The organism is Acrocarpospora corrugata (genome assembly GCF_009687845.1).
GTDB lineage: Bacteria > Actinomycetota > Actinomycetes > Streptosporangiales > Streptosporangiaceae > Acrocarpospora > Acrocarpospora corrugata.
The window spans coordinates 37,647-63,679 of record NZ_BLAD01000047.1 but is presented as its reverse complement, the minus strand read 5'-3'; the positions used below and the strand labels follow the sequence as shown (position 1 = coordinate 63,679).

The 26,033-nt window shown below is 69.8% G+C and carries 19 protein-coding genes; 11 read left to right on the top strand and 8 right to left on the bottom strand.

Going from position 1 to position 26,033, the window contains the following annotated elements; translation table 11 throughout:
- Window positions 1-96 precede the first annotated feature (96 nt).
- The 3 genes from Acor_RS14575 (at window position 97) to Acor_RS14570 (ending at window position 3,189) form a co-directional block, all read left to right on the top strand.
- Window positions 97-1,629, top strand: coding sequence for an MmpA family trehalose lipid delivery protein (locus tag Acor_RS14575; RefSeq protein ID WP_246238647.1), 1,533 nt, complete (start codon window positions 97-99; stop codon window positions 1,627-1,629).
- A gap of 137 nt (window positions 1,630-1,766) precedes the next feature.
- Window positions 1,767-1,898, top strand: coding sequence for a hypothetical protein (locus tag Acor_RS45420; protein ID WP_281353220.1), 132 nt, complete (start codon window positions 1,767-1,769; stop codon window positions 1,896-1,898).
- A 94-nt stretch (window positions 1,899-1,992) separates the two neighbouring features.
- A complete protein-coding gene (locus Acor_RS14570) occupies window positions 1,993-3,189 on the top strand; it encodes a glycosyltransferase family 4 protein (protein WP_246238646.1) in 1,197 nt (398 codons plus the stop codon).
- A gap of 14 nt (window positions 3,190-3,203) precedes the next feature.
- Here the strand turns inward: Acor_RS14570 and Acor_RS14565 are convergent, their stop codons facing one another.
- Entirely contained in the window at window positions 3,204-3,941 is a 738-nt protein-coding gene (locus tag Acor_RS14565) for a class I SAM-dependent methyltransferase (RefSeq protein ID WP_155337171.1), read from the bottom strand.
- Between the two features lie 108 nt (window positions 3,942-4,049).
- On the opposite strand from Acor_RS14565, the gene Acor_RS14560 reads away from it, so the two are divergent.
- Both Acor_RS14560 and Acor_RS14555 read left to right on the top strand, forming a co-directional pair.
- Window positions 4,050-8,174: an alpha-(1->3)-arabinofuranosyltransferase domain-containing protein gene (locus tag Acor_RS14560; protein ID WP_155337170.1), complete on the top strand. Its 4,125-nt coding sequence runs from the start codon at window positions 4,050-4,052 to the stop codon at window positions 8,172-8,174.
- Entirely contained in the window at window positions 8,171-9,922 is a 1,752-nt protein-coding gene (locus Acor_RS14555; RefSeq protein ID WP_155337169.1) for a hypothetical protein, read from the top strand. Before Acor_RS14560 ends, Acor_RS14555 begins: the two co-directional genes overlap by 4 nt.
- Here Acor_RS14555 and Acor_RS14550 read toward each other — a convergent pair.
- The gene (locus Acor_RS14550) at window positions 9,882-12,314 is read right to left on the bottom strand and encodes an acyltransferase family protein (RefSeq protein WP_170316930.1); all 2,433 of its coding nucleotides are present in this window, start codon (window positions 12,312-12,314) and stop codon (window positions 9,882-9,884) included. The genes Acor_RS14555 and Acor_RS14550 overlap by 41 nt on opposite strands.
- Entirely contained in the window at window positions 12,311-13,549 is a 1,239-nt protein-coding gene (locus Acor_RS14545; protein WP_155337167.1) for an acyltransferase family protein, read from the bottom strand. The genes Acor_RS14550 and Acor_RS14545 overlap by 4 nt, the downstream gene beginning before the upstream one ends.
- A 49-nt stretch (window positions 13,550-13,598) precedes the next feature.
- Here Acor_RS14545 and pgfA (Acor_RS14540) point away from each other — a divergent pair, with 49 nt between their 5' ends.
- The 3 genes from pgfA (Acor_RS14540) (at window position 13,599) to pgfA (Acor_RS14530) (ending at window position 16,437) form a co-directional block, all read left to right on the top strand.
- Complete coding sequence (gene pgfA, locus Acor_RS14540; RefSeq protein ID WP_155337166.1) at window positions 13,599-14,660, top strand: cell envelope lipid trafficking protein PgfA; 1,062 nt, start codon at window positions 13,599-13,601, stop codon at window positions 14,658-14,660.
- 5 nt (window positions 14,661-14,665) lie between these two features.
- On the top strand, window positions 14,666-15,379 hold the full coding sequence (locus Acor_RS14535; protein ID WP_218034280.1) for a class I SAM-dependent methyltransferase: 714 nt from the start codon (window positions 14,666-14,668) through the stop codon (window positions 15,377-15,379).
- A gap of 104 nt (window positions 15,380-15,483) precedes the next feature.
- The gene (gene pgfA, locus Acor_RS14530; protein ID WP_155337164.1) at window positions 15,484-16,437 is read left to right on the top strand and encodes a cell envelope lipid trafficking protein PgfA; all 954 of its coding nucleotides are present in this window, start codon (window positions 15,484-15,486) and stop codon (window positions 16,435-16,437) included.
- Between the two features lie 57 nt (window positions 16,438-16,494).
- Here pgfA (Acor_RS14530) and Acor_RS14525 read toward each other — a convergent pair whose 3' ends face one another.
- The 3 genes from Acor_RS14525 to Acor_RS14515 form a co-directional block, all read right to left on the bottom strand.
- Window positions 16,495-17,094 carry an alpha/beta hydrolase gene (locus Acor_RS14525; protein ID WP_155337163.1) on the bottom strand — a complete coding sequence of 200 codons (600 nt, stop codon included), beginning with the start codon at window positions 17,092-17,094 and terminating at the stop codon, window positions 16,495-16,497.
- 198 nt (window positions 17,095-17,292) lie between these two features.
- The gene (locus tag Acor_RS42185) at window positions 17,293-17,496 is read right to left on the bottom strand and encodes a hypothetical protein (RefSeq protein WP_170316929.1); all 204 of its coding nucleotides are present in this window, start codon (window positions 17,494-17,496) and stop codon (window positions 17,293-17,295) included.
- A 284-nt stretch (window positions 17,497-17,780) separates the two neighbouring features.
- On the bottom strand, window positions 17,781-20,495 hold the full coding sequence (locus Acor_RS14515; RefSeq protein ID WP_155337161.1) for a DUF7825 domain-containing protein: 2,715 nt from the start codon (window positions 20,493-20,495) through the stop codon (window positions 17,781-17,783).
- A 509-nt stretch (window positions 20,496-21,004) separates the two neighbouring features.
- Here Acor_RS14515 and rox point away from each other — a divergent pair.
- Window positions 21,005-22,552, top strand: coding sequence for a rifampin monooxygenase (gene rox, locus Acor_RS14510; protein WP_155337285.1), 1,548 nt, complete (start codon window positions 21,005-21,007; stop codon window positions 22,550-22,552).
- Between the two features lie 111 nt (window positions 22,553-22,663).
- Here rox and Acor_RS14505 read toward each other — a convergent pair whose 3' ends face one another.
- Window positions 22,664-23,947, bottom strand: a complete 1,284-nt coding sequence (locus tag Acor_RS14505) for a serine/threonine-protein kinase (RefSeq protein WP_170316928.1) — start codon at window positions 23,945-23,947, stop codon at window positions 22,664-22,666.
- A 256-nt stretch (window positions 23,948-24,203) separates the two neighbouring features.
- Here Acor_RS14505 and Acor_RS14500 point away from each other — a divergent pair, with 256 nt between their 5' ends.
- A complete protein-coding gene (locus tag Acor_RS14500; protein ID WP_155337159.1) occupies window positions 24,204-24,872 on the top strand; it encodes a TetR/AcrR family transcriptional regulator in 669 nt (222 codons plus the stop codon).
- Window positions 24,873-24,931: 59 nt separating this feature from the next.
- Here Acor_RS14500 and Acor_RS14495 read toward each other — a convergent pair whose 3' ends face one another.
- The gene (locus Acor_RS14495; RefSeq protein WP_155337158.1) at window positions 24,932-25,165 is read right to left on the bottom strand and encodes a hypothetical protein; all 234 of its coding nucleotides are present in this window, start codon (window positions 25,163-25,165) and stop codon (window positions 24,932-24,934) included.
- A gap of 164 nt (window positions 25,166-25,329) precedes the next feature.
- Between Acor_RS14495 and Acor_RS14490 the strand changes: the two genes are divergently transcribed.
- Window positions 25,330-26,016 carry an NADPH-dependent F420 reductase gene (locus tag Acor_RS14490; protein WP_155337157.1) on the top strand — a complete coding sequence of 229 codons (687 nt, stop codon included), beginning with the start codon at window positions 25,330-25,332 and terminating at the stop codon, window positions 26,014-26,016.
- Window positions 26,017-26,033: the final 17 nt, after the last annotated feature.

The following is a 26,033-nucleotide window of genomic DNA, read 5'->3' as shown; positions in this document are numbered from 1 at the left end:
GGCGGCACCGAGCAGCTCTCGAACGGCTGAACGCCTCGATACGGCACCCCAGTTACGGCGGCGCCGCGGAGTTACAGCTCAATATCATCGGCGACAGTGATCCCGGAAATCAGCGTCGGAAAGCAGCGCTCCCTCCTCGTACGGCTTTCGCCGGCCCTGCTCGGAGTGCTGCTAGGCATGCTCGCCCTCGGTCCCGCCCTGGCGCCGGGCTTCACCCTCCGCTACGACATGGTCTTCGTCCCCGATCCACCCATATTTCGGGACTTAGGGGGATTCCCCAGGTCGGTTCCCAGCGACCTCGTCGTGGCCGTCCTGTCGTACCCGATCCCCGCCATGCTCGTCCAGAAGCTCATCCTGCTCGGGATCTTCCTGCTGGCCGCGACGGGAGCGGCGGCGCTGGTGCCCCGCGACCGGACCGCCGCCCGCCTGGTCGCCGCCGCCTTCTACGCCTGGAACCTGTACCTGGCCCAGCGCCTGCTACTCGGTCAGTGGGCGCTCCTCCTGGGATACGCCGGACTGCCATGGGCCGTCCGCGCCGCCGCCCAAAGCGGGGTACGCCGGTTCGCGATCGCCCTGATCCCCGCAGCCGTCGGCGGCTTCCAGGCCATGCTGGTCACCCTGCTCGCGGTACTACCGGTCACCGCCCGGCACCCCGAACGATGGCGCGCGATTGCCACCGCCAGCACGGTCGCCGCCGTGTTCAGCCTGCCATGGCTCATCCCCGCTCTGCGCTCGGGCGCGGCCACTGATCCCGCCGGGGTGGACGCCTTCGCCGCCCGCGCGGACGGCCCCTTCGGCACCGTCGGCAGCCTGCTCTCGCTGGGCGGCATCTGGAACGCCGAGGCGGGCGTACCGGGCCAGGGCTCCTGGGCGTCGGCGACCATCCGTCTCCTCGTCTCGGCCATCGCCATCTGGGGTTTCGCCCGGCTGCTCAGGCGCAGCCGCGACCCGGCGCTGAGCGGCTTGGCCGTCGCCGCCGCGCTCGGGCTCGGGATCGCCTGCCTCGGCGCCTTCCTGCCGGACGCGCTGAAAACCCTGATCAGCTGGTGGCCGGCCTTCGGGCCACTCCGGGACGGCCAGGTGTACCTGGCGCCGCTGGCCCTGGTTCTGGCACTCGGGCTCGCGTCGTTCGCGCGCGGCAGGTTCGGCCTGGCCGCGGTCGTGGTGCCCGTGCTGGTGTTGCCGACGCTGGCGATCGGGGCCTTCGGGAGGCTGACGGCGGCCGACTATCCGGCCGAATGGCGGCAGGTGCAGCGGATCGTCAACGCGGATCCCGCCCCGGGCGCGCTGGTGTCGCTGCCCTGGCGGGCGCATCGGGTGTTCCGGTGGACGGGCGGCCAGGTCATCCTCGACCCGGCGACCAAACTCTTCGCCCGCCGGGTGGTCTGGAACGACACGCTGATGATCGAATCGCGGGAGTCCGGGACGATCGCAGTCACCGCCGAGGACCCGCTGGCCCGCCGGGTGGGCGCGCTACTCGCAGAACCGGGACCGGCCGCCCCCCGGCTGGCCGCCGCCGGGATCCGCTACATCCTCGTCAGCCACGCCAACGAGAACGAGTTCCTGTTGAAGCTCCAGGACGTGACCCCGATATTCCGTGGCGAAAGCCTCCTCCTGTTGCGCCTGTAACCAGCAATAACCCGAAATTTCGGCCCATACCAAGCGGTAGCTTCATTTATCACGGTTTGGGAAGGTCTCTGGCCTATTACCTGTATCACGTTCTACTCTCGGCACACTGCGCTGGAACCTGCAGAAGGGAGAAGCCGGTGTTGAAGGTGTTCGTGGCTGTGGCGATCGGGGCTGTGCTCGCGGGACTCGCCTCGGCGGCCGTCATCAATGTCGCCTCGCCAAGCTTGGAACCCCCGGACAAACCTCTCTACAACTACGGCACCCGCTGACCTTTCCCGTCCGCGGCGGAGATCCCCTTCAGGTCTGACCTTGGCGTGAGCCATGCCCGAAAGCGCCGCTCCGGGAGGAGACGCCGTGGAAAACATGAGCAATTCTCAGATCAGCCCTGGCTTATCGGGCGCTTGGGTTGCCATTCTGAACTTCCGCGAACCACTCCAGTCCGTCGCGGGCGGCGCCGAGGAGTACGCCTGGCGGGTCGCCACCCACCTGGTCACCGCCGGCGCCCACGTCTCGTTCGTCACCGCCCGCGAACCCGACCAGCCGAGATTCGAGATACGGCAAGGCGTCACGCTGCATCGGATGGGCAACCGCTACACCCTCTACCCGCTCGCCGCGCTCTGGCTGCTACTCCACCGCCGCCGCCTCGACCTGGTCGTGGACTGCATGAACGGCATCCCCTTCTTCGCCCCCGCCGTACTGCCCCGCCGGACACCGGTGATCTCACTCATCCACCACGTGCACGACCGCCAGTTCTGGGCCTTCTTCCCGCCCTGGCTGGCCCGGATCGGATGTTTCGTCGAAGGCCCGGTGGCGCGCCGCCTCTACCGCCGGTGCCGTACGGTCACCGTGTCCGAATCGTCGAAGCGCGACCTGCGGGAACGACTCGGCTGGACCGCGCCGATCCAGGTCATCCCGAACGGGGGAGCGACCACCGCCGAAGAAGTCCCGCCCGACCCGGCGCTCGGCGAACCCGCGCTGGTCTTTCTCGGGCGGCTGGTCGCGCACAAACGGGTGGCGCGCGTGGTCGAACTGGCCGACCTGCTCGCCGACCGGTGGCCGGGCCTGCGGGTGCACGTCATCGGCCGGGGGCCGGAGTTCGAGCCACTCACCCAAATGGTGGGAGCCCGCCAATTATCCGGAAAAGTCGCCCTACATGGTCACCTGCCGGAAGAGGCGAAGTTCCGCCTGCTCGGCGCGGCGACCCTGCACGTCACCGCCTCCGAGTTCGAGGGCTGGGGCCTCACCGTGATCGAGGCCGCCGCCCTCGGCGTCCCCACCGTCGCGTACGGCGTGGCGGGCTTACGCGACTCCGTCCGGGACGGGCTGACCGGCTGGCTCGCGGCCGAAGGGGAACACCTGGCCGACGTGGTGGACCGCGCGCTGAAGGAACTCACCGAACCGTCGGCCCGAGCCGAGATCGGCGCCGCCTGCCGGTCCTGGGCGCAGGAGTTCACCTGGAAACGCACGGGCACCATGATGGCGGCCCTCGTGGAATCGGAACTGGCCGCGCGTTTCGCCCCCACGATCGTCGAACCCCGCGTCGCACCGGAAATTTCCTGACTTATCGGCGGCATCTATCGACGGCGGAGCACGAGCACCAGATTCCACGTCACGAACTCGCGAACCCCCGGAACCCTGGTCACCCACCACGCCCACGACGGCAGATACCGGGGCAGCACCGCGACCACCTCCGCCTGCGTCTGCCGCCGCGCCCAGCGGACCGCGGACGCGATCGACACCCCGAACATGCTCTCGCCGTACACATTCTTGGGCGGCCGCCCATGACGGCGCAGGTAGCGGCGCGCGGCGCGGTGCCCGCCCAGGTAGTGCCACGGCGAGGTCTCGTGCCCGCCCCACGGCGACAGCCAGTTGGTGAACGACAGGTACACCAGCCCGCCCGGCCGGGTCACCCGCACCATCTCCTCGGCCATCAGGTACGGATCCGGAACGTGTTCCAGCACATTGGACGAGAAGCACACGTCCACCGTCCCGCTCCGCAGCGGCAGCCGCAGCGCGCTGCCCAGGACGGCCCCCGCCGGCATGACCCCGTTCCGCGCGGTCATCTCCCCGGCGTCCACGTCCACGCAGACGATCCGCGCCCCCGCCCCCCGCAACGCCTCGGCGAAATATCCGGCACCACCCCCGACGTCCACCACGAGCTGCCCGTCCAGCGGGACGAAGGCGCTCAGCTGGGCGACCGTGTCCCGGGCGAGCAGGCCGTAGAAGAACTCCGGATCGCGCTGCTCCCGGCGGAACGCGGCGAACAGCCGTACCGACCTGGCGAGGTCGGCGCGGAAAGGCGGGATGTCCACGGCGGGCAGCTTACTGGTACCTGTTTCAGTCGCCGATGGGGTGTTCCGTCACAATTCGGGGAACGGCCTGGCTCTTGACTGGAACGAGTTCTAGCCTCAGGGCTACTCGTGCGTGACTCGGAGGAGATCTTGATCGTTCCGGAGCAGGCCGGCTCCCGGTTCCGCCGCCGGTCGCGCCTGCTCGCCGCCTGCCTGGCGCTCGTGGTGATCGCCTTCTCGGTCGCCCCCGAGAGGATCATCTCGGAGACCAAGCTGGACATGCCGATCAGCCCGTGGAGCTTCCTGACCCGGGCCCTCACCCTCTGGGACGGCACCCATTTCGGATATATCCAGAACCAGGCCTACGGCTACCTCTTCCCGATGGGCCCCTTCTACGTGGCCGGAACCGAGCTCGGCCTGCCGCCCTGGGTGCTGCAACGCCTCTGGATGGCGCTGGTCCTGTGCGCCGCTTTTCTCGGCCTCGTGCTCCTCGCCGACGCGCTCGGCATCGGCACCGCCAACACCCGCGTCATCGCCGGGTTCGCCTACGCCCTCGCCCCGCACGCGCAGGCCCTGATCGGCGTCAACTCCTCCGAGTTCCTGCCCAGCGCGCTCGTCCCCTGGATGCTGATCCCGCTGGTCAGGGGAGCGCGGGAGGGGGCGAGCCCCCGCCGGGCCGCCGCGCTGTCCGCGCTGGCGTTCGTGTTCTGCGGCGGCGTCAACGCCACCGCCGAACTGGCCGTCCTGCTCATCCCGTTCCTCTACCTGATCACCCGCCGCCGGGGCCCGCGCCGCAACCGCCTGCTGCTGTGGTGGCTCGGCTGCACCGCCGCCGCCTCCTTCTGGTGGCTGGCGCCGCTGGCCATCATGGGCTGGCACGCCTTCTCGTTCATGCCGTACACCGAGAACGCCGCCGCCACCACCGGCGTGACCTCGCTCACCAACACCCTGCGCGGCGCCGCCAACTGGATCGGCTACCTGCCCATCGACGGCCTGCCCTGGTGGCCGGCCGCCTACGAGCACTCGGTCCGCCCGTGGCTGGTGGTGCTCACCGCGCTGGTGGCCGGTCTCGGCCTGGTCGGACTGGTACGGCGCGACCTGCCCGAACGCGCCTTCCTGATCCTGCTCGTGCTGGCCGGTACGGCGATCATGGTCACCGGCCACCTCAGCGTGGTCGCCAACCCGCTGGCAGGGAACCTGCGCGACCTCTTCGACGGCACGCTGGCGGTGTTCCGGAACATCCACAAGTTCGACGCACTGGTCCGGCTGCCGGTGGCGCTGGGGCTGGCCTACCTGCCGGTGTCCGCCGTGCCCCGGTTCCGGGCGCCGATCGCGGCGACCTCGTCCGTGCTGCTCGGTGTCACGTTCCTGCCGATCGCGACGGCAGGGCTGGCCGCTCGCGGGTCGTACCAGGAGATTCCCGGATACTGGCGGGAGGCGGCGACCTGGCTGAACCAGAACGCGGGCGACTCGATGGTGCTGGCGCAGCCGGGCGCGCGGTGGGGGGAGTACTTGTGGGGGCGCCCGATGGACGAACCCCTGCAACCTCTGCTGAAAGTGCGCTGGGCCAGCCGGATGATCGTGCCGTGGGGGTCCGCGGGCCTGACCCGGCTGCTGGACGCGATCGATCAGCGTTTCGCCACCGGGCAGGGTTCCGCGGGTCTGGCCGAGGTGCTGCGCCGGATGGGGGTCGGCTATGTCCTGGTCCGCAATGACCTGGATAAGTTCTCCATCCGGGGCGCCTGGCCGCCGCGCGTGCACGAGGCGGTCGCGGAGGCCGGGCTCACCCTGGTCAAAGGTTTCGGCCCGGTGGTCGGCGACCCGAAGACCGCGAACGCGACAACCTGGTTCAACCAGCCGTACCAGGCGCTGGAGGTCTACCGGGTCGACCGCCCGGCGCCGCTCGCCGCGACCCTGACCGGTGATCCGCTCCGGGTCACCGGCGGTCCTGAGGCGCTGCTCACGCTGGCCGATTTGGGGTTGCTCACGGACGGGCGGCCGGTGCTGCTCGGCGACGACCCCGGTGCCGCGTCGGTGCCGGGGAGCCGGACGGTCGTCACCGACACATTGCGCCGCCGTGAGGTGGCCTTCAGCGAGCTGCGCTTCGCGAGCTCCCCGACGCTCACGGCGAGTGAGGAGTTCCGGCGGCCGGCCGCCGAGCATGATCTGCGTGATCCCGGCTGGGATTCCTTCACATCCCCGGCCCGCCTGGCTGGGATCAAGGCGATCACTGCGTCCTCCTCGGCTTCCGACGTGACCGCACTGCCGGACACGCGGGACACCGGCAATCTGCCGTTCGCGGCCGTGGACGGCGACGCACGCACGTCGTGGCGGTCCGGCGGGTGGGACGGCGCGGTCGGCGAGTGGCTTCAGGTGGACCTGGTCAGGAAGCTGGCGATTCCGCAGCTGGCGGTGGCCTTTACTCAGTTCGTGGGGCCTGCCGTGACCGAGATCGAGGTGGAGACCTCGACCGGGAAGGTCCGGCAGACGGTAAAGAACACCGGCGCGGTCCAACTCGTGCACATTCCTCCAGGAGTGACCGACCGGGTGCGGATCACCGTGACCCGCGTCGCCTGGCGGCCGAAGTCGAACGTCGGCAGCCGAGTGGGCATCACCGAACTGGCCATCCCTGGCGTCGTTCCCGGGCGGACCGTGCTCGTGCCGGGAGTGGCCGCCAACCGGGTCATTCCGACATACGTGCTGGGGGGCAGCACCGGGGCGGCGCCCGGGTGCATGCAGGGGTCGTTCATCTGGACCTGTTCCGGTCAGTTGCAGCTGCGCGGCGAGGACGGGTTCGGCTTCGACCGCACGGTCACCTCGCCCGCCTCCGCGCCCAGGGAGGCGGTCGGGCAGGCCGTGCTCACCGATCCGCACGCGATCGAGACCGCGACCACGTTCCCGAACATCCACCCGCACGTCTCGGCCTCCTCGACGCTCATCGACCACCCGGCCGCGGGCGGCCTGTCCGCCTTCGACGGCAACCCCAAGACCATCTGGTACGCGGGAGCCTTCGACGCCAAGCCGACCCTGACCATCGATTTCGGCGAACGACGCAAGATCGACCAGATCGCGATCGAGTATCCCGAGACGATCACCGGGGCCGCGCCCATGCAGCTGCTGGTCTGGGCGGACAAGGCGCTGCGCGGCGGGTACGTGCCGGCGGACGGCGTCTTCCGGTTCGAGCCGGTCACCACCCGGAAGGTGGTGCTCCAGTTCCTGCCGCGTCGTAGCCAGGCCGTGCATATCGCCGATATCCGCATCCCGGGGGTTAGCCCGGCGGGGGTGCCGGGGTCGTTTCCGGTCCGGACGATCTGCGGGGTCGGGCCGGCGTTGTCGGTCAACGGGTATCCCGTACAGACCCGGATCGTCGGCGGCACGGTGGCCGACTTGATCAGCGGTCGGCCGCTGACCTTCGCCAGCTGCGAGAGGTGGATGCTGGCGGCGGGGGAGAACCGGGTCCGGGTGGCCGCGCGGGATTCGTATCGCATTCTGTCGATGGCGATCAGGGATCCGCTCGACCGGCCGCTGCCGCCCGTCACGGCCACGCCTGTCGTCACCGAGAAGTGGACCGGCGGCGAGCGCACGTTCTGGCCGCGGACTGACGAGCCCGGTTACCTGGTCGTCAACGAGAACTTCAACGGCGCGTGGCGGGCCAGGCTCGGTGACACTGAGCTGACCGCCGTCCGCCTCGACGGGTGGCGGCAGGCGTGGATCCTGCCGCCGGGGGCGTCAGAGCATCGGGTCACGCTGGAGTACCCGCCGCAGACGAGCTACCGCGCCGCGCTGGTGACCGGGTTCCTGATGGTGATGCTGCTGGTGGCGCTGGCCAGGTGGCGGCGGGCGGCGGTGGCGATCCCGGCGGCCCTCCCCGCTGGGGTGTCCGCCCGCGCGGCGGCCGGGCTGGCGATCGTCGTCGGGATCTGGACGGGAGGGCTGTTCGGGCTGTTGCTGGTGCTGGGCACATATGCGCTGGTCGTGGGCCTGCGGCGGGTTCCGTCGCTGCGCGCGGCCAGGGCCGTCGACTTGCCTGTGCTGGTGGCGGTCTTCCTCGGGCTGGCCGGGCTGTCGGCCGCGCTCGGACACTACCTCGCCGGGCTCGGCCAGGAGGCGGCGGCCGGAGTGCTCGGCGATGTCGTGGCTCAGCTGCTCTGCCTGCCGGTGCTGGGGCGGCTGGTGGCCGGGCTGCTGGAGCCGGTGCAACCGGCTGTCCCGGAACTCGAAGCGGTTCATGTCATGGCGGGAGCGCGCATATGACCCAGATCGCGATCCGGCCCGCCGTCCTCGCGCCGGCGGGTTCCCGGCTGCCCGTCCTGATGGGCGTCGTGCTGGTGGTCGTGCAGCTGGGGTGGCGGGCGTCCGGGGTGCTGCGGTCGTTCTTCCGCGAGGACGACTTCGTCCTGATCGTCAGGGCGCAGGAGCAGGATCTCGGATGGAGCTATCTGTTCACGCCGCTGGGCGGGCGGCTGACGCCGGGCGGGCTGCTGCTGGGGTGGTTCCCGGCGCGCGCGGACGCCTACGACTGGATGGTCATCGCGATCACCATGCTGGTCATACAGGCGCTGGTGTCGCTGGCGGTGCTGCGGATGCTGGTCGTGCTCTTCGGGCGGCGTCCGGCGATTCTGGGGCCCTTCGTCATCTTCCTGGTGACGCCGTTGACGTTGCCCGTACTGACCTGGTGGTCGGCGTCGTTGTCCGCGCTGGTCCCGCAGCTGGCGGTGGCCATGGCGATCGCCTCGCACGTGCTGTGGGAGCGCACCGGACGGCGGGCGCACGCGATAGCCGCCGTGTCCTGGGTGGTCGCGGGCGCGTTCTTCTCCCTGTCCGTCGCCGCTGTGCCCGTCCTGCTGTTCGTGCTGTCCCGCGTCTACCTGCGACCACGGCGGGCGCCTGTCCTGTGGACCATGTACGGATTCGTGGTCGCCGTCAGCGTCGTCGCACGCCTGGCCACCTCGGGATGGCACACACCGGACCCGGCCACCGGCGTCAGGTTCCTCTGGCGGCTCATCGGCCAGACCTTCGCGACCGGCCTGATCGGCGGGCCGGGCCGGTGGTACTTCGGGCGGCCGGACCACGGGATCGCGCTGCCCGCCCCCGCGCTCGTCGTGGCCGCGTGGATCGTCATCCTGATCGTCGTCGCGGTCACAGTGAAGGCGCGCGCGAACGCGCCCGCCGCCTGGCTGATGCTCCTCGGGTACGTCCTGGCCGCCGCGGCTCTACCCGCCCTGCTCGGCCCGGTGGCCTCGGTCGGGGAGATCCTCGGCGGCCAGACCGAACTGCTGGCCGGAACCGCTCCCGTCATCGCGCTCTGCCTCGGCCTGGCGACGCTGGGACCGGACCCCTGGCCGCGCCTGCCCAGGCGGGCCGCCGTGGTCGCGATCGCCGGTGTGGTCGCGCTGGCCGTGTGGTCGTCGTCGGCGTACACGGGGAACATCCGCACCCAACCGGCCCGCGACTACCTGGCCACGGCCGCCGCCGAACTGGCGCGAACGCCGTCCAGCGTGCAGATCTACGACACGCCGGTGCCCCGGCAGCTGATGTCGAGCTGGTTCGGGGACTACCGGATGACCTCCCGGGTGCTCGGGCCGCTGGCCGGTCCGGACCTGCGGGACGCGATGCGCCGCCCGGCCCCCGCCGCCGACCCGATGGTCTTCGACCGCACCGGACGGCTCCGCCCGATGACCCTCACTGCCGTGATCGCCGCCGCGCCGACCTCGACGCCCGCCTGCTACCGGCTGGTCGCGGGCCGGATCGACATCCCGCTCGCCCACGACCTGCCGATCAGGAAGTACACGGTGGCCTTCTCCTACACCGCGACCCGCGCGGCCCTCGCCACCTTCTCGCTCGGCGGCGCCCGCGTGCCGATCAGCCTCGACCGGGGCAGCGGCGTACGTTACCTGCAGGTGGTCGGCGGCGGCCCGGCGGTCCGGATCTCCGGGATCAGCGCCGGGGCCGGGGTGTGCGTCAGCGGGATACGGATCGGGTCACCGGTGCCGCGTCCGTAGTGACCGCCCGGCCGAGCTGGTGGAAGGGCTGCTCGATCAGGTGGTGGGTGAGGGCCGCCAGGGCCAGCGTGCCCGCCGCGGCGACGGCCAGGACCGTCGCGAAGCCGCCGCCGAAGGCCAGCTCGTTGCCGGTCAGTTCGTAGTAGCCGTAGATGACGACGAACTGCCACAGGAAGATCCCGTACGAGATGCGTCCCAGGTAGCGGACGACGGGGTTGCCGAAGACGAGGTGGGTCAGCCCCCGGCGGCCGGTGCTGAACGCGGAGGGCGCCACCAGGAAGAGGCCTACTACCGCCCACAGGACGGCTTTCGTGGTGCCTTCGGTGGCGGGGAGCGCGCCCAGGTGCATGGGCCCGGTCAGCGGGGTGCTGCCGGCGGCGAAGGCGAGCGCCGCGACCGCCCAGGACAGGGACGGGCGCCGGGCCACGGCCGCGCAGAATGCCCGCGCCCGCTCGTCGTTCGCGGCCCAGGCCGACCCGATGGCCAGCGCCATGCCGGCCCCGAACCACAGGAGATACCGGGGGAGCAGCATGTTGAACTCGGGCGGCATGCCCGGCTGGTGCGCGACCACCGTCCAGATGACCGAGATCACGCCGAGCGCGCCGACTCCGGCCAGCAGCGACCGCGCGCGCGTCCCGATCGCGGCGCTTGTTCCGGCGAGCATGGCCAGGGCGGCGGCGATGAGCGGCAGGGCCAGGTAGAAGGCCACTTCGACGGCGAGGGACCACATCTGCTCCAGGCCGCGGCCTTCGGTGCCGCCCCACCACGAGCCGACGTCGTAGATCTGGAGCAACAGCAGCCATTTCGCCCAGACCCACTGGGAGGCGTTGTGGCCGGAGTTGAAGAAGATCATCGCGATGACGGCCACCAGCCAGTAGGCGGGCAGGATGCGGAACGCCCGCCGCCACAGGTAGGCGGTGGTGTCCGGGCCGTTCCCCGCGTCCAGGGCGGCGCGGGCCCAGGGCCGGTACAGCAGCAATCCGGACAGGGTGAAGAAGATCGCCACGCCGACGTCGCCGCGCGACACCGCCCAGGCGCCCCAGCCTTCGGTCAGACCGGTCTTGCCGCCGACGTGGTAGACGAGCACCGCCAGGGCGGCGAGGGCCCGGATTCCGTCCAGCGCGTCCTGATGGGCGGTGTCCCGCTGCCGCTCAGGCTGCCGCGGCCGCCTCGGCGGCCTAACCGATATTTCCTGCTTTTTCATGACTGGTTCTGGCGGTGCCGCCGGTTCCCGTGGTTCGGCGGGGCGGCCGAGGATGGGCCGTTCCACCAGGTAGTAGGTGGCCGCCGCCAGCGCCACCGTGCCCGGCAGCGACAAACCCAGCACCGTCAGGAAATTTCCTCCGAAGTACGGCAGTCCGGTGACCCGGAAGACCGCCTCCATCACCACGAACTGCCACAGGAAGATGCCGAAGGAGACCTGCCCGAGAAACCGCATCGGCCCGCTGCCGAGCACCCGGTTGAGCCCCGTCGCCCCGGCCGGCTGGCAGGCCACCGGCAGCACCACCAGCAGCGTGATCAGCGTGTGCAGCACCAGCCGCAGCTCCTCGTCCCGCAACCCCGTGAACGGATCCCCGAACCGCCCGGCCACCGGCGTCGTCAGCACCCAGTACGCCACGGCCGCCGTGACCAGCAGCGTCCCGGCCGCCGAACCCGCCGTGTCCCGCGCCGCGCGCGCCCGGAGCCCACCGGGCGTGTCGGCTTCCGCCCAGGTCAGCAGGGTGGCGACCGCCATGCCCAGGGCGAAGAAGACCAGATAGTGCGGTAACAGGAACTGGATCCAGAACACCCGTTCCGGCACGTGCATGAAGATCGCGTACACGAACGAGGCGGCGCCGAGACCGCCCAGCGCGGCGAGTAGCCGTACCGCGCGGGAATCGGTGGTGGCGGACCGGATGAAGCGGCGGGCGGCCCACGCGAGCAGGGGGAGCGCCAGGTAGAAGGCGGCCTCGACGGCCAGGCTCCACATCTGGCCGAGCGCGGTCGGGCCGAGGCCGCCGTTCGGCCAGCCGGGGGAGGGGTCGTAGACGTGGACCAGCAGCAGCATCTCGATCCACTGGCGGACCGTGTACCCGGCTGATTCGGCGAGCAGGGTCATCGCCACCACGACGGTGATCCAGTACGCGGGCAGGATGCGTAACGCCCGCCGCCACAGATACCCCCGCACGGCGGGCCGGGGCCCGTTCAGCAGGATCTCCCGCGCCCACGGCCGGAACAGCAGCAACCCGGACAGCGCGAAGAAAATCGACACGGCCACGTCCAGCCGCGCGGTCAGCGTGCCGGGCACCCCGCCCGTCATCGTGAAGTTGGTCATCGCCGCCGCGTGGAACACCAGGATGCCGAGCGCGGCGAGCGCCCGGAGCCCGCTGATCGCGTCGATCCGCCGCGTCACGCGCGCTTCCTTCGCGCCGGCTTCTCCACCAGCTGGTACGTCACCCACGCCAGCACCACACTCACCGCCAGCACGACGAAGAACACCGGAATGAACTGCTGATCGAGGTACGGCCGCCCGCTGATGTCGTAATACGCCCAGACCACGATGATCTGCCACGCGAACACTCCGTACGACAGGTTGGCCAGCCACCGCATCGCCCGGTTGCCGAGCAGCACGTTCACCCAGCTCCGCCCCGGCGGTTGCAGGGCCACCGGCGCGACGATCAGGAACGCCATCACCGCGTACGCGACCAGCCGGAACGCGTCCGGGAGCAGGTCGGGGGCGAGCGACTGCGGGGTCTTCGGCCCGCCGAGCGGGGTCGCGGCCAGGCCGAACACCATGGCGGCCAGCACGAAGCAGGTGCCCGCGTTGGCGGCGATCTCGGTGCCCCAGCGGCGGATCCGTTCGGCGCCGGGGGAGTCGGCCCTGGCCCAGACGGTGAGCACGCAGGTCGCCATTCCCACGGCGAACCACGGGAAGAAGCGCGGGAGCCACCATTCCATCCGCATGGTGTAGACGGGGTGGTGCACGGCGTACATGTAGGCGAAGGACGTCAGGGACAGTCCGGCGAGCAGGATGAGCAGGCGTTTCGCCCGGGTGTCGACGGAGGCGCCGCCCGCGCGGGCGGCCCGGCCGAGGGCGGCGGCCAGCAGGGGGAGGAGCAGGTAGAAGCTGACGTCGATGGAGAGCGTCCACATCTGCTGGAGGCCGATGGGGGCCAGCTGGACCACCGGCCACCACGGGGTGGGGTCGAAGACGTACACCAGGAGGAGCACTTCGGCCCAGTCCCAGACGGTCTTCGCGGCGTCGAGGTTGAAGGCGATGAGCGCGGTGAGCGCGACCACCCAGTAGAGCGGGAAGATGCGCAGGATCCGGCGGGTCAGGTAGACCCGGGTGCCGGGGGGTTCCGTGGCGGTCAGGAGGTGTTTGACCCAGGGGCGGTAGAGGAGCAGGCCGGAGATGGCGAAGAAGACCGCCACCCGGGCCTCGCCCCGGGAGAGCAGCCAGGCCAGTGGGCCTTCGCCGTACTGCAGGCCGGTGATGCCGGCGATGTGGAAGACCAGGACCGCCAGGGCGGCGAGCACGCGGAGGCCGTCGACCGCGTTCAGGCGGGTGGCCGGGGTGGTCGCGGCGGGCTGGTCGACGTGCATGGGCGCCTGGCCAGGGGTGCGGCGTAGGGTGACAAGTCGCATTACCCTACCTCTTACCTAGAATCTGTTCTACTGCGGATGGGGGAGTCGGATGCGCCGGTCGGTGGGTCTCCTCCTGCTCGCGGCGGCGGGGTTTCTCGGGGTGCTCGCGGTGGTCGTGCCCACCTACCTGCTGGGGGCGCTGACGGTGGCGCCGGAGGACTATTACGGGGTTTTCCGGTTACGCGCCGTTGGGGCGGAAGGTCTGGATCAGGCGAGTGGGAAGGTGCTGACCGGGCTCACCGTGGAGTCCGTTTCGACCGTTCGCGGTGACCCGAACGCGGCCACGGCGGATCTCGTCGTCTGGGATGGGACGACGACCGTGCAGACGTCGACCGGGATCGTTCTGGCCTACAGCGATCGCCGGGTCGCGTTCGACAAGACGTCGGGCCTGGTCGTGACGTGCTGCGGGGCCTACGTGGGGGAGACGGGCGTCGAACAGTCAGGCCTGGCCTACAAGTGGCCATATTTCGCCGGTCGGGGGGATTATCCGTTCTTCGATCCGGTCACGTTGCAGACCCGGCCGATGCGCTACGAGGGTGAGGAACGTATTTCGGGGCTGACCGTTTACCGCTACCGCCAGACGATCCCCGACAGCCGTGTCGGCCCGGTTCCCGGTGGCAGACTGCCCGCCGCGGACCAGGACGTCCCCGCCTACCTGTACGCCTCCGTCGACCGGACCTACTGGGTGGAACCGGTTACAGGAACTCCGCTCCGCGTCCGCGAGACCCAGAACCAGACCTTCAGAACCGCCGACGGCCTCCGCCGCCTGACGGCCCTCGCGGCGGACTTCCACACCCCGCCCGAGGAAACGACCGCCCACGCGAACGACCTCCGCCCGACGATCACCATTCTCGGCTTCGCCCGGGGTCCCGCGCCCTGGGTGTGCGGGGGGTCGGCGGCGATCGCCTTGGTGGTGGGCCTCGTGCTCTACCGGCCGGAAGGGCTGCGTGGAACCAGAAACCCCCCGGCCGACCCGGAAGGGCTGCGCGGAACCGGAACACCCCCGAACAACGGGAACCTCCCTGAAGGCGAGAAGCGGCGAAACGACGATGACCTGCACGAAGGCGGCATCTCCGAAATATCGGTTGCCCGAACCCTCGACGCCGAATGAGTCAGATGGCTGAGTTGCGTGACTTCTATGAGAACCCGGAGACGCCGGTGTCGGCGGCCGAGGATCGGACCGCGCGGATCGTCGGGTTTCTCCGGGAGATCGTGGCAACGGCGACTGAGCCGCTGACGATTCTCGACGTGGGCTGCGGAGACGGCGGCATCACCCGGATGGCGGTCGACGCAGCACCCGGGCATCGGGTGATCGGCATGGACTGGGCGGCGGCGCCGTTGCGGACGGCTAGCGGCAAGGGGCTGACGGTGGTGCGCGGCGGCGCGGCCCATCCCGGGCTGCCGGTGGCCTCCGGCCGGGTGGACGTAGTGATCTTCTCTGAGGTGATCGAGCACCTGGTCGATCCGGACGCGGCCATCGTGGAACTGCGCAGAGTGCTCCGGCCGGGCGGGCACCTGCTGCTGTCCACCCCCAACCTGGCGGCCTGGTTCAACCGCGGCATGCTGCTACTCGGCATGCAACCGGTCTTCTCCGAGGTCAGCATGGTGCACGTGTTCGGCCGCCCGGGAAGTTCAGTGGCCGGGCACCTGCGGCTGTTCACCCTGCCTGCCCTCCGCGAATTCCTCCTCGCGTACGGCTTCACGGACCTGATCGTGCGAGGCGCGAGCTACCACGACGTCCCGAAGCCCCTGAAACCGATCGACCGCCTACTCCGCCACTGGCCGGCGGCAGCCGCGATCCTGACCGTGCACGCCCGCAAACCCACCTAGAACATGTTTCGGTTACTTTTCGGTATCCCCAGTGACGCAGGTCACAACAAGCTCTACCATGACGCGAAATAGAACCAGTTTCATGGTCCGGTCATGGAGGGGCGATGCGCCGCACGCTCGGAATCTCTCTCATCGCACTCGGGGCCTTTCTCGTCGTCCTGGCGCCGCTGGTCAGATACCCGGTGGCCGGCCGCCTGGTCCAGGCCCCCGGCGACCAGTACGGCATCACCACGCTGGCCGCCGAGAACGCCACCTATTTCAGCGTCGGCGACCTGAAAGTCCTCACCGGAAACCTGGACATCATCGTCACCACCCGCGGCGACGTGGCCCAAGCCACCGGCGACCACGTCGTCTGGGACCAGTTCACCGCGGTCAACGACGTCACCAACAACAAGCCCGGCATCTCCCTCTCCGAGTTCCGCAGCGCCTTCAACAAGTACACCGGCGTGGGCGTGAACTGCTGCAACGCCAACATCGACGAGAAACCGGTAAGGCTGGAAGGCCAGATCTACCTGTTCCCGTTCGGGGTGGAGAAGAAGACGTACAAGGTCTTCAACTCGACCACCATGAAGGCGTACGACACGGTGTTCGTCGGTGAGGAGACGGTCGGCGGGCTCCCGGTCTACAAGTTCGAGCAGAAGGTCCCGCCGACCGTCATCGACACGCTGGACGCGCCCGCCTCCCTGTTCGGCATGGCGGAGACCGGCAACGTCAAGGTCGACCGGGTGTACGACGGCGTGGTGACGTATTGGGTGGAGCCCACCACCGGCGCCCCCGTCAACCAGCAGCAGCAGCGCCACGAGGTGCTGAAGACCGCTGACGGCGTGGAGCGCATGCCCGCCTTCATCGCCACCGCGAAGTTCACCCCGGCCACCCTGGACGCGCAGGTCGCCACCGTCCGGGCCAGCGCCGACCAGGTAAAGCTGATCAGGACCACCCTTCCGCTGGCGGCGCTCATCCTCGGCCTGCTCGCGCTGGCGGCCGGCGTGATCCTGACCCGCTCACGCCGCGAAGTGAAACACGTTCAGGCCGCAGACCGAGCAGAGGGTTCCGAGTAGAACACGTTGCAGTGAGGTGGCCACCTATCCGTTCCTTTCAGCTTGGCCCTTTCTGGGTCAGACGCCGCGCAGGAAGGCGTTCAGTTCGGCGAGTAGTTCTTCGGCGTAGCGTTTGTCGTTGAACATGTCGCCGGCGTGCTGGGCGCCTGGGTAGACGAGCAGGTCCTTGGTGCTGGTGGTCGCCTTGTGGAGGTCTGTGGCGAGCTGGTTGGCGCCGCCGGTGATGTCGTCCTCGGCGACGACGTAGAGCGCGGGGACGGTGAGTCGTCCGACCGTTTCCTGCTGTTCGGGGAGGCCGCCGGAGAGGGAGATGACGCCGGCCGCCTTCGCTTCGGGGCTGGCAGCGGTGGCGAGCGCGACCGAGCCGCCGAGTGAGCCGCGGGCGTAGACGATCTTTTGGGCACCGAGATTTCTGAGTTCCCCGGCGACGGCCGTCATCTCGGTGGAGCCGCGGTCGAGCATGGTGGGGACGCCCGTGGTTCTGGGGACGAAGCCGTACCGGAACACGGCCCCCCGGAATCGGCTCTTCGCCAGATGGTCGGCCCAGATCAGCCAGTCGCAGTGATAGCCCACCAGGGTGTTGGCGATCACGACGCCGATGGGCCCTTCGCCGGCCACTCCGGCGGTGAGGTCGGCGTCGGAGCTCTTGACCGTCATGGTGGTGAACGGCACCGGCGGGGCCGGTGTTGCAGCCGACGAGAGTGGGGGTGCCGGACGGCGCGCTCAACGTGGCCCGCGCCCGTTGCTCGTCCTCGCCGCAGGCGGCCAGTAGCATCACCACGCCCAACGCCAGCCCCAGAGTACGCATATCAATGTCCGCCGGGACGACGAGACGCGTCAACGCAAGAACTAATCTTACTTTGTAAAGGCGATTGCGTATAGAAATTTCCCCATAACGCACGACAACCACAACCCAAGAACCTCAGCAGCGACGCCCATCCAGAGCTGCTCCTCCGCCGCGCGGACCTCGATCTCCATTTCCCGCACCCCCTGGACGTCGTGCTGGCGGCCGACGACGGCGAGGATGCGGGAAATCACGTGGGGCTGGCCGCAGGCCACTCAGTGCACGGTGACCCGGCTGGCCCGGTAGCGCCCGTTCGGCGATGCTGGCGGCGGACTTCGCTCTGGACCTGGGCCAGCGCGTACCAGGCCGTCGGGGGAGAGCGCGCGAGCCAACTGCGGGCGCCCGCCGCGTTCGGCAACCTGGTGTTCTACGCGGCGGCGATGACCAACTTCACGATGACGGGCGGGGTGCCTTTCACAGCTGAGCGCCGATGATGGGTGCGACGAACGTCAGCGGATTCCCGTACATGCCGAGTTTGGGTCCCGGGTGAGATGCGGCGTCACGGGGTGATGGCCCGGTGCAGGCGGCGGGCCTCCTGGAGGACGAGGCTCGATCCCTTGCGCGCCGCCAGTTCCGCCAGTCCGGGTATCTCGCCTCGCGCTCCGGCCAGGACCGCGGCCTGGACGGCGACGCTCAGGAACTCGCCCAGGCCGCTTCGCGTTTTCTCGCCCGGTGCTGTCGGCAGTAGGAGCGGGACAGCTGTGGTGAGGGCCTGCCACATCTCGGTGTGTGCTCCGGCTGTGGTCAGGTCGGCGAGGGCGGCGGTGATCCGTTTGAGTGGGACGGTATCGGCTCGGACCAGGTGTGCGATGGCCCAGCCGAGATCCGCGGCCGGGAGTTGGCCGCGTGCGGCCAGGATGGTCAGCGCGTCGGCGGCGGCCGCGCGCTGGGCGGGGCGTGGGTGGGCCAGGCAGGCGGCGATGGTGACCGCGGTCGCCTTGCCCACTGGGCCGTCGCCGTGGGCCAGGGCCACGGTGGCGTTAACGACGGTGGCGTTAACGGGGGAGCCGCTGCGCTTGGCGAGCCAGGGCAGCACCTGCACCATGTACGTGGCCACGACCTCGCGGTGGGATGGCATGATCGCTGGCCACCACACCACGTCGTCGGGGTAGGCGGCGTATCCGTTGGCGGGCTGTGCCGAGCACAGTTCGTGCAGCCAGTCGGGTAGGTCGTCGGGTGGTGTCACCGAGGCCCGTATGCCGTGTGGGAAGTCGGGGTGGTGGCTGCCGGGCCGTCCTACCTCGCAGTGCACCTCCGGGTCGGGCAGTCCGCCGTCGCGCAGCCAGTCGGCGAGTCGACGTCCGGCTTTGGTCGGCAGTTTCTCGGCCCGGACGAGCAGGGTCTCGTCCACTTGCCGCGGTAGCCGGAGCAGCGCTTGCTGGAAGTCGGCTTCGAGTGGTTCTGCGTCGCCCAGGCGTTCCATGCGCTCGATGAGCGTCGTGGGGGCGACGTGTCCGGTAGCGGTGGTCGGCGTGGCCAGGAGTACGGGAATCGTCGCGCCTCGCTCGAACAGGTAGATGATCTCCCGAAGGCGGCGCAGGACCAGGCGGTGGGGCAGCACGTCGAGGAAGGCGAGGGCGGGGTCGGCGCGTTTGGCCAGTGCCGTGGTCAGCTGGCGGCTGCGGCCGGGGAAGGTCAGCGCGAGCACGCAGCGGGACAGCAGTGCGTGTGTGGTGCGGTCGTTGCTGCTGTAGGCGTGGCTTTCAGGGTGCACCCAGGTTCCGCGCCAGCTGGGGGTCAGCTGCGCCACGATCTCTTCGCGGTCGCGATGGGCCAGTTCCACCAGGGCGGCGAGGATTCGTTCGATCTGGCTCGGCTCCTCCGGCCAGCGCAGGTCGATGAGTTCGTTGAGCACCTCGGCCGCCGACGCCAGGGGTGGCGCGAGCAGGGGCGGCGGGGGTGCGGTGAGCTTGGTGACGGTCGGCGGTTCCGGTTGCGTCGCGGCCGGAATCGTGCCGTAGGCGGCGGCGAGGCGTTCGCGTAGTTCGTCGGGCAGGCGGCCTGCCGCCTCGCGGATCGTGTCCCGGGCGGCTTGGTCGGCGTGCGGGGCGAGCTTGACCGCCAGCCGTACCGCGCGGTCCCACAGGGCCTGGACGTCTGCGTTGAATACGTGTGCCAGCGCTGCCGCCGCGCCGCCGCCTCTGGATGGGGGTGCGGCGGCGAGCCATTTCACGGCTGCGGCGACGTACTTCTTCTCCGGCCGGAACGCCAGTGCGCCGATCGCCTCGGCGAACAGTTCGTCGGGTAGTGCCCCGGCGGTCGCGGCCCGGCGGAGTTCGTCCAGCGCGAGCTGCGTGAGCGGTGAGGACCCCGACGGCAGAAGCCGGACGAAGTCAAGCACCGGGATCTCGGCTACGGTGGTCTCCAGTTGCCGCCACAAGGTCACGAACGGAGCGATCTCGTCGGCCTCGCCGCCGGTCAGAAAGCGGCTCGCGCAGCCGTCGACCAGCGCCTGGCGCGGCAGCCGTCCCGTCGCGGCGAGGGTGACCAGTTCGCCGGTGATGCTCAGGCCCGACTGCGGGTCGGGTGCGGTGCCGCCCAGCGTTTCGTATCGGCTCGCTTCGCGCTGCTGCCGCCGGCTTTCGTCCTCGTCGGCGGCCAGCGCGTCGGCTACGCCCTGGGCTCGGAACAGGTGGGGGAGCAGGTGGTCGAGCAGTGGGTCGTCGCCGAGGACGGGCCGGCCGCCGTTTTCTCGGCGTCGTGCCATCACCCGCCACGTCCAGGCGGCCACGAACGCGTCACTCTCGGGCGGTACGACGCCGGTCTGGACTATCAGCGCGGCGGCGAGCTCCCACCCCGGCGTGCCCTGCAACCGTCGCCCTGTGCTGCCCGCCGGTGGACGTAGCCGCTTCACCAGCCGTACGGCGAGGTCCTGCCGCCACGCCTCGGGCCGGTGCCGCAGTACGGACATGACCATGGCCGTGTCGGCCTCTTGGTTGCGCACTTGGCGCAGCTCCCGCCGGTTCAGCCAGGCCGTCACCTGGGCGGCCCCACCCATGCAGGCCGCCCCGGCGAGCCGGTATCCGGTGGTCATCTCGCCGAGCCGCACCATGACCTCCCATCGGGAGGTGCCGCCCAGCCGTCTGGCCAGCTGGTCGGGCATTTGCTCGGCCACTGTCCGCCGGTCGGCGTCGCTCAGGGCGTTCAGGAACTCCGCCAGGCGTTCGTAGTCCTGCGCCTCGATGAGGTCGAGGGTCTTGTCCCAGGGGTTCACGTGGCCGCCAGGTTGATGCTGAAGGGGCCGGGTAGAGGACATACCCGGATAGAAACGATCATGGCTGGGACCTTAGTGGCAGGCGCCGACATTCCCGGGGCTCGTACCGTCGGCCGGGTCGCCGGTGGGTTCGCGTCGTCCCAGGAATGAGGGCCTGACGCGGACGCATGTCTACTGAAGGAGTCGGGACCTCTGCGCGGAGGCACGTTTAGGTCCGCGAGGAGGCAGCCAGGATCAGACCGTGACCGGGACCAGCCGGGCCGCCACGCCGGAATCGCCCTGCAGCCGCACGGCCCCGTTTGGAGTCGTGATCACGTGGCCGGGAAAGGATTGGACGGGATGATGCTCGGGCTTGTAGCTTGCAGTTGATCGTGACACCGCCCGAGGAGGTGAGACCCATGAACGCTGTATCGATGTGGGTGCTCCCCCTTCCCGTCACGGCCGGGTGATTGACGTAGGTGTCGCCGGGAGCGCCTCGCCAACAAGGCACTCCCGAAAGGCAACACTTTATGCACTCTCAGCAGGTCACCGCCGAACCATCGTCGAACGACAGGGTCGAGCGTGACTCCACGGTGGGCGACGTCCCCGGAGTTCTCTGGTCGCCGGCTTCCGGCGCCGATCGCGCGCCGCTCGTCTTCGATGTGATCATTGCCGGGTGCGGTCCGACCGGTGCGATGCTGGCCGCCGAACTGCGGCTGCACGATGTGCGGGTACTCGTTCTGGAGAAGGAAACCGAGCCCGCGTCGTTCGTCCGCATAGTCGGTCTGCATATTCGCAGTCTCGAGTTGATGGCGATGCGCGGACTGCTGGATCGCATTCTCCAGCGTGGAAGACAGCGTCCGGCCGCCGGTTTCTTCGCCGCCATCCCCAAACCCGCGCCCAAGGGCCTGGATTCCGCGTACGCGTATCTGCTGGGTATCCCGCAGCCGGTCATCGAACATCTGCTCGGAGAGCATGCGATCGAACTGGGTGCGCAGGTCCGGCGCGGTTGCGCGGTCGCCGGTTTCGAGCAGGACGACGAGGGTGTGACCGTCGAGCTGGCCGGCGGGGAACAGCTGCGTTCGCGCTATCTCGTCGGCTGCGACGGCGGGCGCAGTACGGTGCGCAAGCTGCTCGGTGTCGGCTTCCCCGGCGAGCCCTCGCGGACCGAGACGCTGATGGGCGAGATGGAAGTGGGTGTGCCGCAGGAGGAGATCGCCGCCAAGGTGACCGAAATCCGCGAGACCCGTCAGCCATTCTGGCTCCGGCCCTTCGGCGAAGGGGTCTATAGCGTCGTAGTCCCCGCCGCGGGAGTCAGCGACCGCGCGGAACCGCCCACCCTTGAGGATTTCAAACAACAGTTGCGCACGATCGCCGGAACCGATTTCGGCGTGCACTCCCCGCGCTGGATGTCCCGCTTCGGGGATGCCACCCGGCTGGCCGAACGTTATCGGGTCGGGCGGGTGCTGCTGGCCGGCGATGCGGCACACATCCATCCACCCACCGGCGGGCAGGGCCTCAACCTGGGCGTTCAGGACGCGTTCAACCTCGGCTGGAAACTGGCCGCACAGATCCGCGGCTGGGCGCCGGAAACACTGCTGGACACCTACCAGGCCGAACGTCATCCGGTCGCCGAGGACGTGCTGGACAACACCCGCGCCCAGATGGAACTGCTGTCCACCGAACCGGGCCCGCAGGCCGTGCGCAGGCTGCTCACCGAGCTGATGGACTTCGACGAGGTGAACCGCCATCTGATCGAGAAGATCACCGCGATCGGCATCCGCTACGACTTCGGCGAAGGCCCCGACCTGCTCGGCCGCCGCCTGCGCGACATCGACGTGAAACAGGGCCGCCTCTACGGTCTGCTGCATCGCGGCCGCGGCCTGCTGCTGGACCGCACCGAACGCCTGACCGTCGGCGGCTGGTCGGATCGGGTCGATTACCTCGCGGATCCCACTGCGGTACTGGATGTTCCGTGCGTCCTGCTACGCCCTGACGGCCACGTCGCCTGGATCGGCGACGATCAGCAGGACTTGGACGACCATCTCTCCCGCTGGTTCGGCAAGCCCGCCAACTGACGACGCCGTCTGAGATGCTCCCGGGCGTCCGGACTCACGAACATGCCGATACCTCGCAGGCCACCAGTTGCCTCGCCGATTCTGCTGCCGCTGAAGCGTTGAGGTGCGCGGTTACCTGAGGCCTCCCGCCTCCGTGTCGCATCTGACGGAAATCCCGATCGAGGACGCGGCGGCCTGCCGATGACGCGGTGCCGACGGCGCGGGGTCGGCCGCGCAGTTGGAGATCGTGGCGGAGCCGCCCACCTGGCCGCCCTGCGCGTCGGCTGTGCCGCCGGACGCCGACGAGAGGAACAGCGTGGCGGCTGTCACCGCCAGGGCTGCGACGCCGGTGAGGGCTGCGACGCGGCGACGCCGGCGTACTGTCTTCGCGGGCGGGGGGACGATCGTCGTCATGGTCATGAGGGCTGGCGATATCGCGTGCCTGCCTTCCGCGCGGGCTCGCCGAGGGGGGCGGGCGGGCCCCTCGGCGTGATGCCGGTGCCGGGGCCTGCCGGGGTGGACCTGGTCGGCCGGAACACCTGTGACGGCGGTGAGGACCTCGCTAGCGGAGACGCCTGTGGCGGCGGTGTGGACTTGGCTGGCGGGGGTGTCTGTGGCGGCGGTGTGTGCCTGGCCGGCCGGGGCATCTGTGGCGGCGGTTGACAGTCCGCGGTGGCCTCCGACGAGGTCGCACAGCACTTCCACGGCCGACGGCCGGGCTGCAGGGTCTTTGGCCAGGCAGGCTGCCACCAGTTGGGCGAGTGGTTCGGGGATGCCGGAAAGGTCGGGTTCGGCGTGGAAGATGGCGTTCAGCGTCGCGGGTACGGTGCTTTCGGAGAAAGCTGGCCGTCCGGTCGCGGCGTAGACCATCGTGCCGGCCCAGGAGAACATGTCCGAGGCGGCGGCGATCGCCTGATCGGCGAATTGTTCTGGTGACATGTAGGCCGGGGTGCCCGCGGGCTCGGTGGTGCCGGCCGTGTCCAGCGCGAGCGCGATGCCGAAGTCGATCACGACGGGTCCTTCTGGGCCCATGATGACGTTGCCGGGCTTGAAGTCCCGGTGCACGACTCCGGCGCTGTGGATCGAGGCCAGCGCGGTCAGCGTGGTGACCGCCAGTCGTTCCAGCCCGCCGCCGGTCCGCGGCCCGTCCTTGTCGACCAGTTCCTCCAGCGACGGCCCCGGGACGTACTCGCTGATGATGTACGGACGGTCTTCGGCGAATCCGGTCTCCAGCACCCGGGCGGTGGAGAAGGTGGCCACGCTCGCGGCGATCTCCGCCTCGCGCTGGAACCGGTTCCTGACGTGGGGGTCGGCGGCGAGGCAGTGGTGCATTATTTTGATCGCGACCTGCCCCCCGTCGGGGGACTCGCCGAGGAATACCGTGCCCTGGCTGCCTTCGCCCAGGTGTTTCACCACGTGGTATCCGCTGACTTGCCCCGGATCTCCGCGTCCCACATATAGATCTGCCACGCTGACTCACCTCTCATGATCGCGCCCTGTCACTCCGTCTCTGCCGTCAGAGCCGGGGTAACCGCGTCTCGCCATCATGTTCGGTGGTCAAGGGAACTCCTCAGCGGGCGGAAACCCGCTTTGACTGCACTTTCGCCTGATATGTTGATAAGTATCAACCTATATGTTGATGGGTGTCAACTTCCTGGGATAGGCTTTACCCATGAGCACTCCCAAGGCGCGCGCCGGCCGCCCGCCGGCGGAGTCGTGTCCTGCCACCCTGGAACAGATCCTGGCCGGCGCCCTGCGGATGTTCGCCGACAGGGGTTTTGAGGGAGCCTCGGTGGCCGCGCTCAACCGGGAGCTGGGCGTCAGCCACAACCTCCTCCACCAGCGCTTCGGCTCCAAGGAGAAGCTGTGGTACGCCACGGTCGACTGGGCCTTCGGTGACGTCGCCGCTCAGCTGCTGCCCGAACTGGACGACCTCGCGGGCGGCCCGCTGGAACAGGTGCGCCGGATCATCCGCCGTTTCGTCCTGGTCCACGCCGCCCGCCCGGAAATTCTGCGCCTGGTCACCATTGAAGGCATCGCTGACAGCCCCCGGCTGGACTACCTGTATGACCACCATGTGGCCCCGCTGCTCGCCGCGATGACCGGCCCTTTGGGGCGGCTGGCCGATGAGGGGGTCATCGCCCCGGTCTCGCCGCGTACCCTGCACTTCCTCATCGCGCACGGCGGGGCCGCGCCCTTCAGCCTGCCCGCGCTGGCCCGCCGCATCGGCCCCGGCGACCCGCTGGCGGCCGACGCGATCACCGAGCACGCCGATCTCGTCGCCGACCTGATCCTGGCCGGCCTCCAGGCCCGCCGCCCTCAGGACGCGGGGCCGCGATAAACCCTGCGCGCAAGGGTCTGTTGCGAAAGGCTCGGGTGGTGCCACAACGGAGCGGGAGCCTATCGCGGTCGCATCAGGTCGAGATCTTCGCCCCATGCGTCCGGCACCGCGCCGCGCCCGGCCCGCCGGGCCGCGGCCTCGACATGGGCGAAGAGTTGCCGCTGGGTGAGATCCGTTGTCGCGCCGTCGGCGAGGACGACGTAGAGGTCGTTGAGGACGAGGCCGACGACGGCGGGGTCGGCGACGGCGAGTTCAACGAACGCGGGATAGGTGAGGGGCTGCTCAGTGGGCATCGTGTGATCTCCGGTGGGATGGTGGCTGATTATGCCTGTTGGGGGCGGCCCCACCTGCCGGGGTCGCCCGCACCGGGCGAGCCGTGCGCGAACGCCCGTTAGCACATACCGGGCCCCGGTCGCCCCCGGGAATGCTGGCGATGTGAGTCATGTTGGGGCAGGGCATGACAACAGTTGGACTGATTGGCAGCGGTCACATCGGCAGCACGCTCGCCAGGCTCGCGGTGGCCGCGGGCTATGACGTGGTCCTCAGCAATTCCCGCGGTCCGGAGACTCTGCGGGATCTGGTCGGCGAACTGGGGCCGAACGCGCGGGCGGCCACTCCTGCGGAGGCGGGCGAGGCCGGCGATCTCGTGGTCGTCACGGTGCCGCTGCGGGCCTATCGCGACGTTCCGGTCGAGGCCCTCGCCGGGAGGATCGTCATCGACACGAACAACTACTACCCGGATCGCGACGGGCATTTCGCCGAGCTGGACGACGAGTCGTCGACCACCAGCGAACTCCTTCAGGCGCATCTGCCGACCTCGAAAGTGGTCAAGGGCTTCAACAACATCTTCTTCCAGCACCTGGCTTCCCTGGCCCGGCCGTCCGGATCGCCGGACCGGACCGCCCTGCCGATCGCCGGTGACGATCCCGGAGCGAAGCGCGCGGTGACGGAGTTCCTCGACGCGATCGGGTACGACGTCGTCGACGTCGGCCCCCTGGCGGAGGGCTGGCGGTACCAGCGCGACCTTCCCGCCTACGCCGGGCTGTACGCCGGGGAGGGCCCGGACGGCTGGGACAATCCGGTACCGGCCTCGGCTGACGCCGTGAAGGCCGCTCTGGCCTTGGCCCGCCGGTACTCCGAGTAACCGCCGGCCCTGGGCGG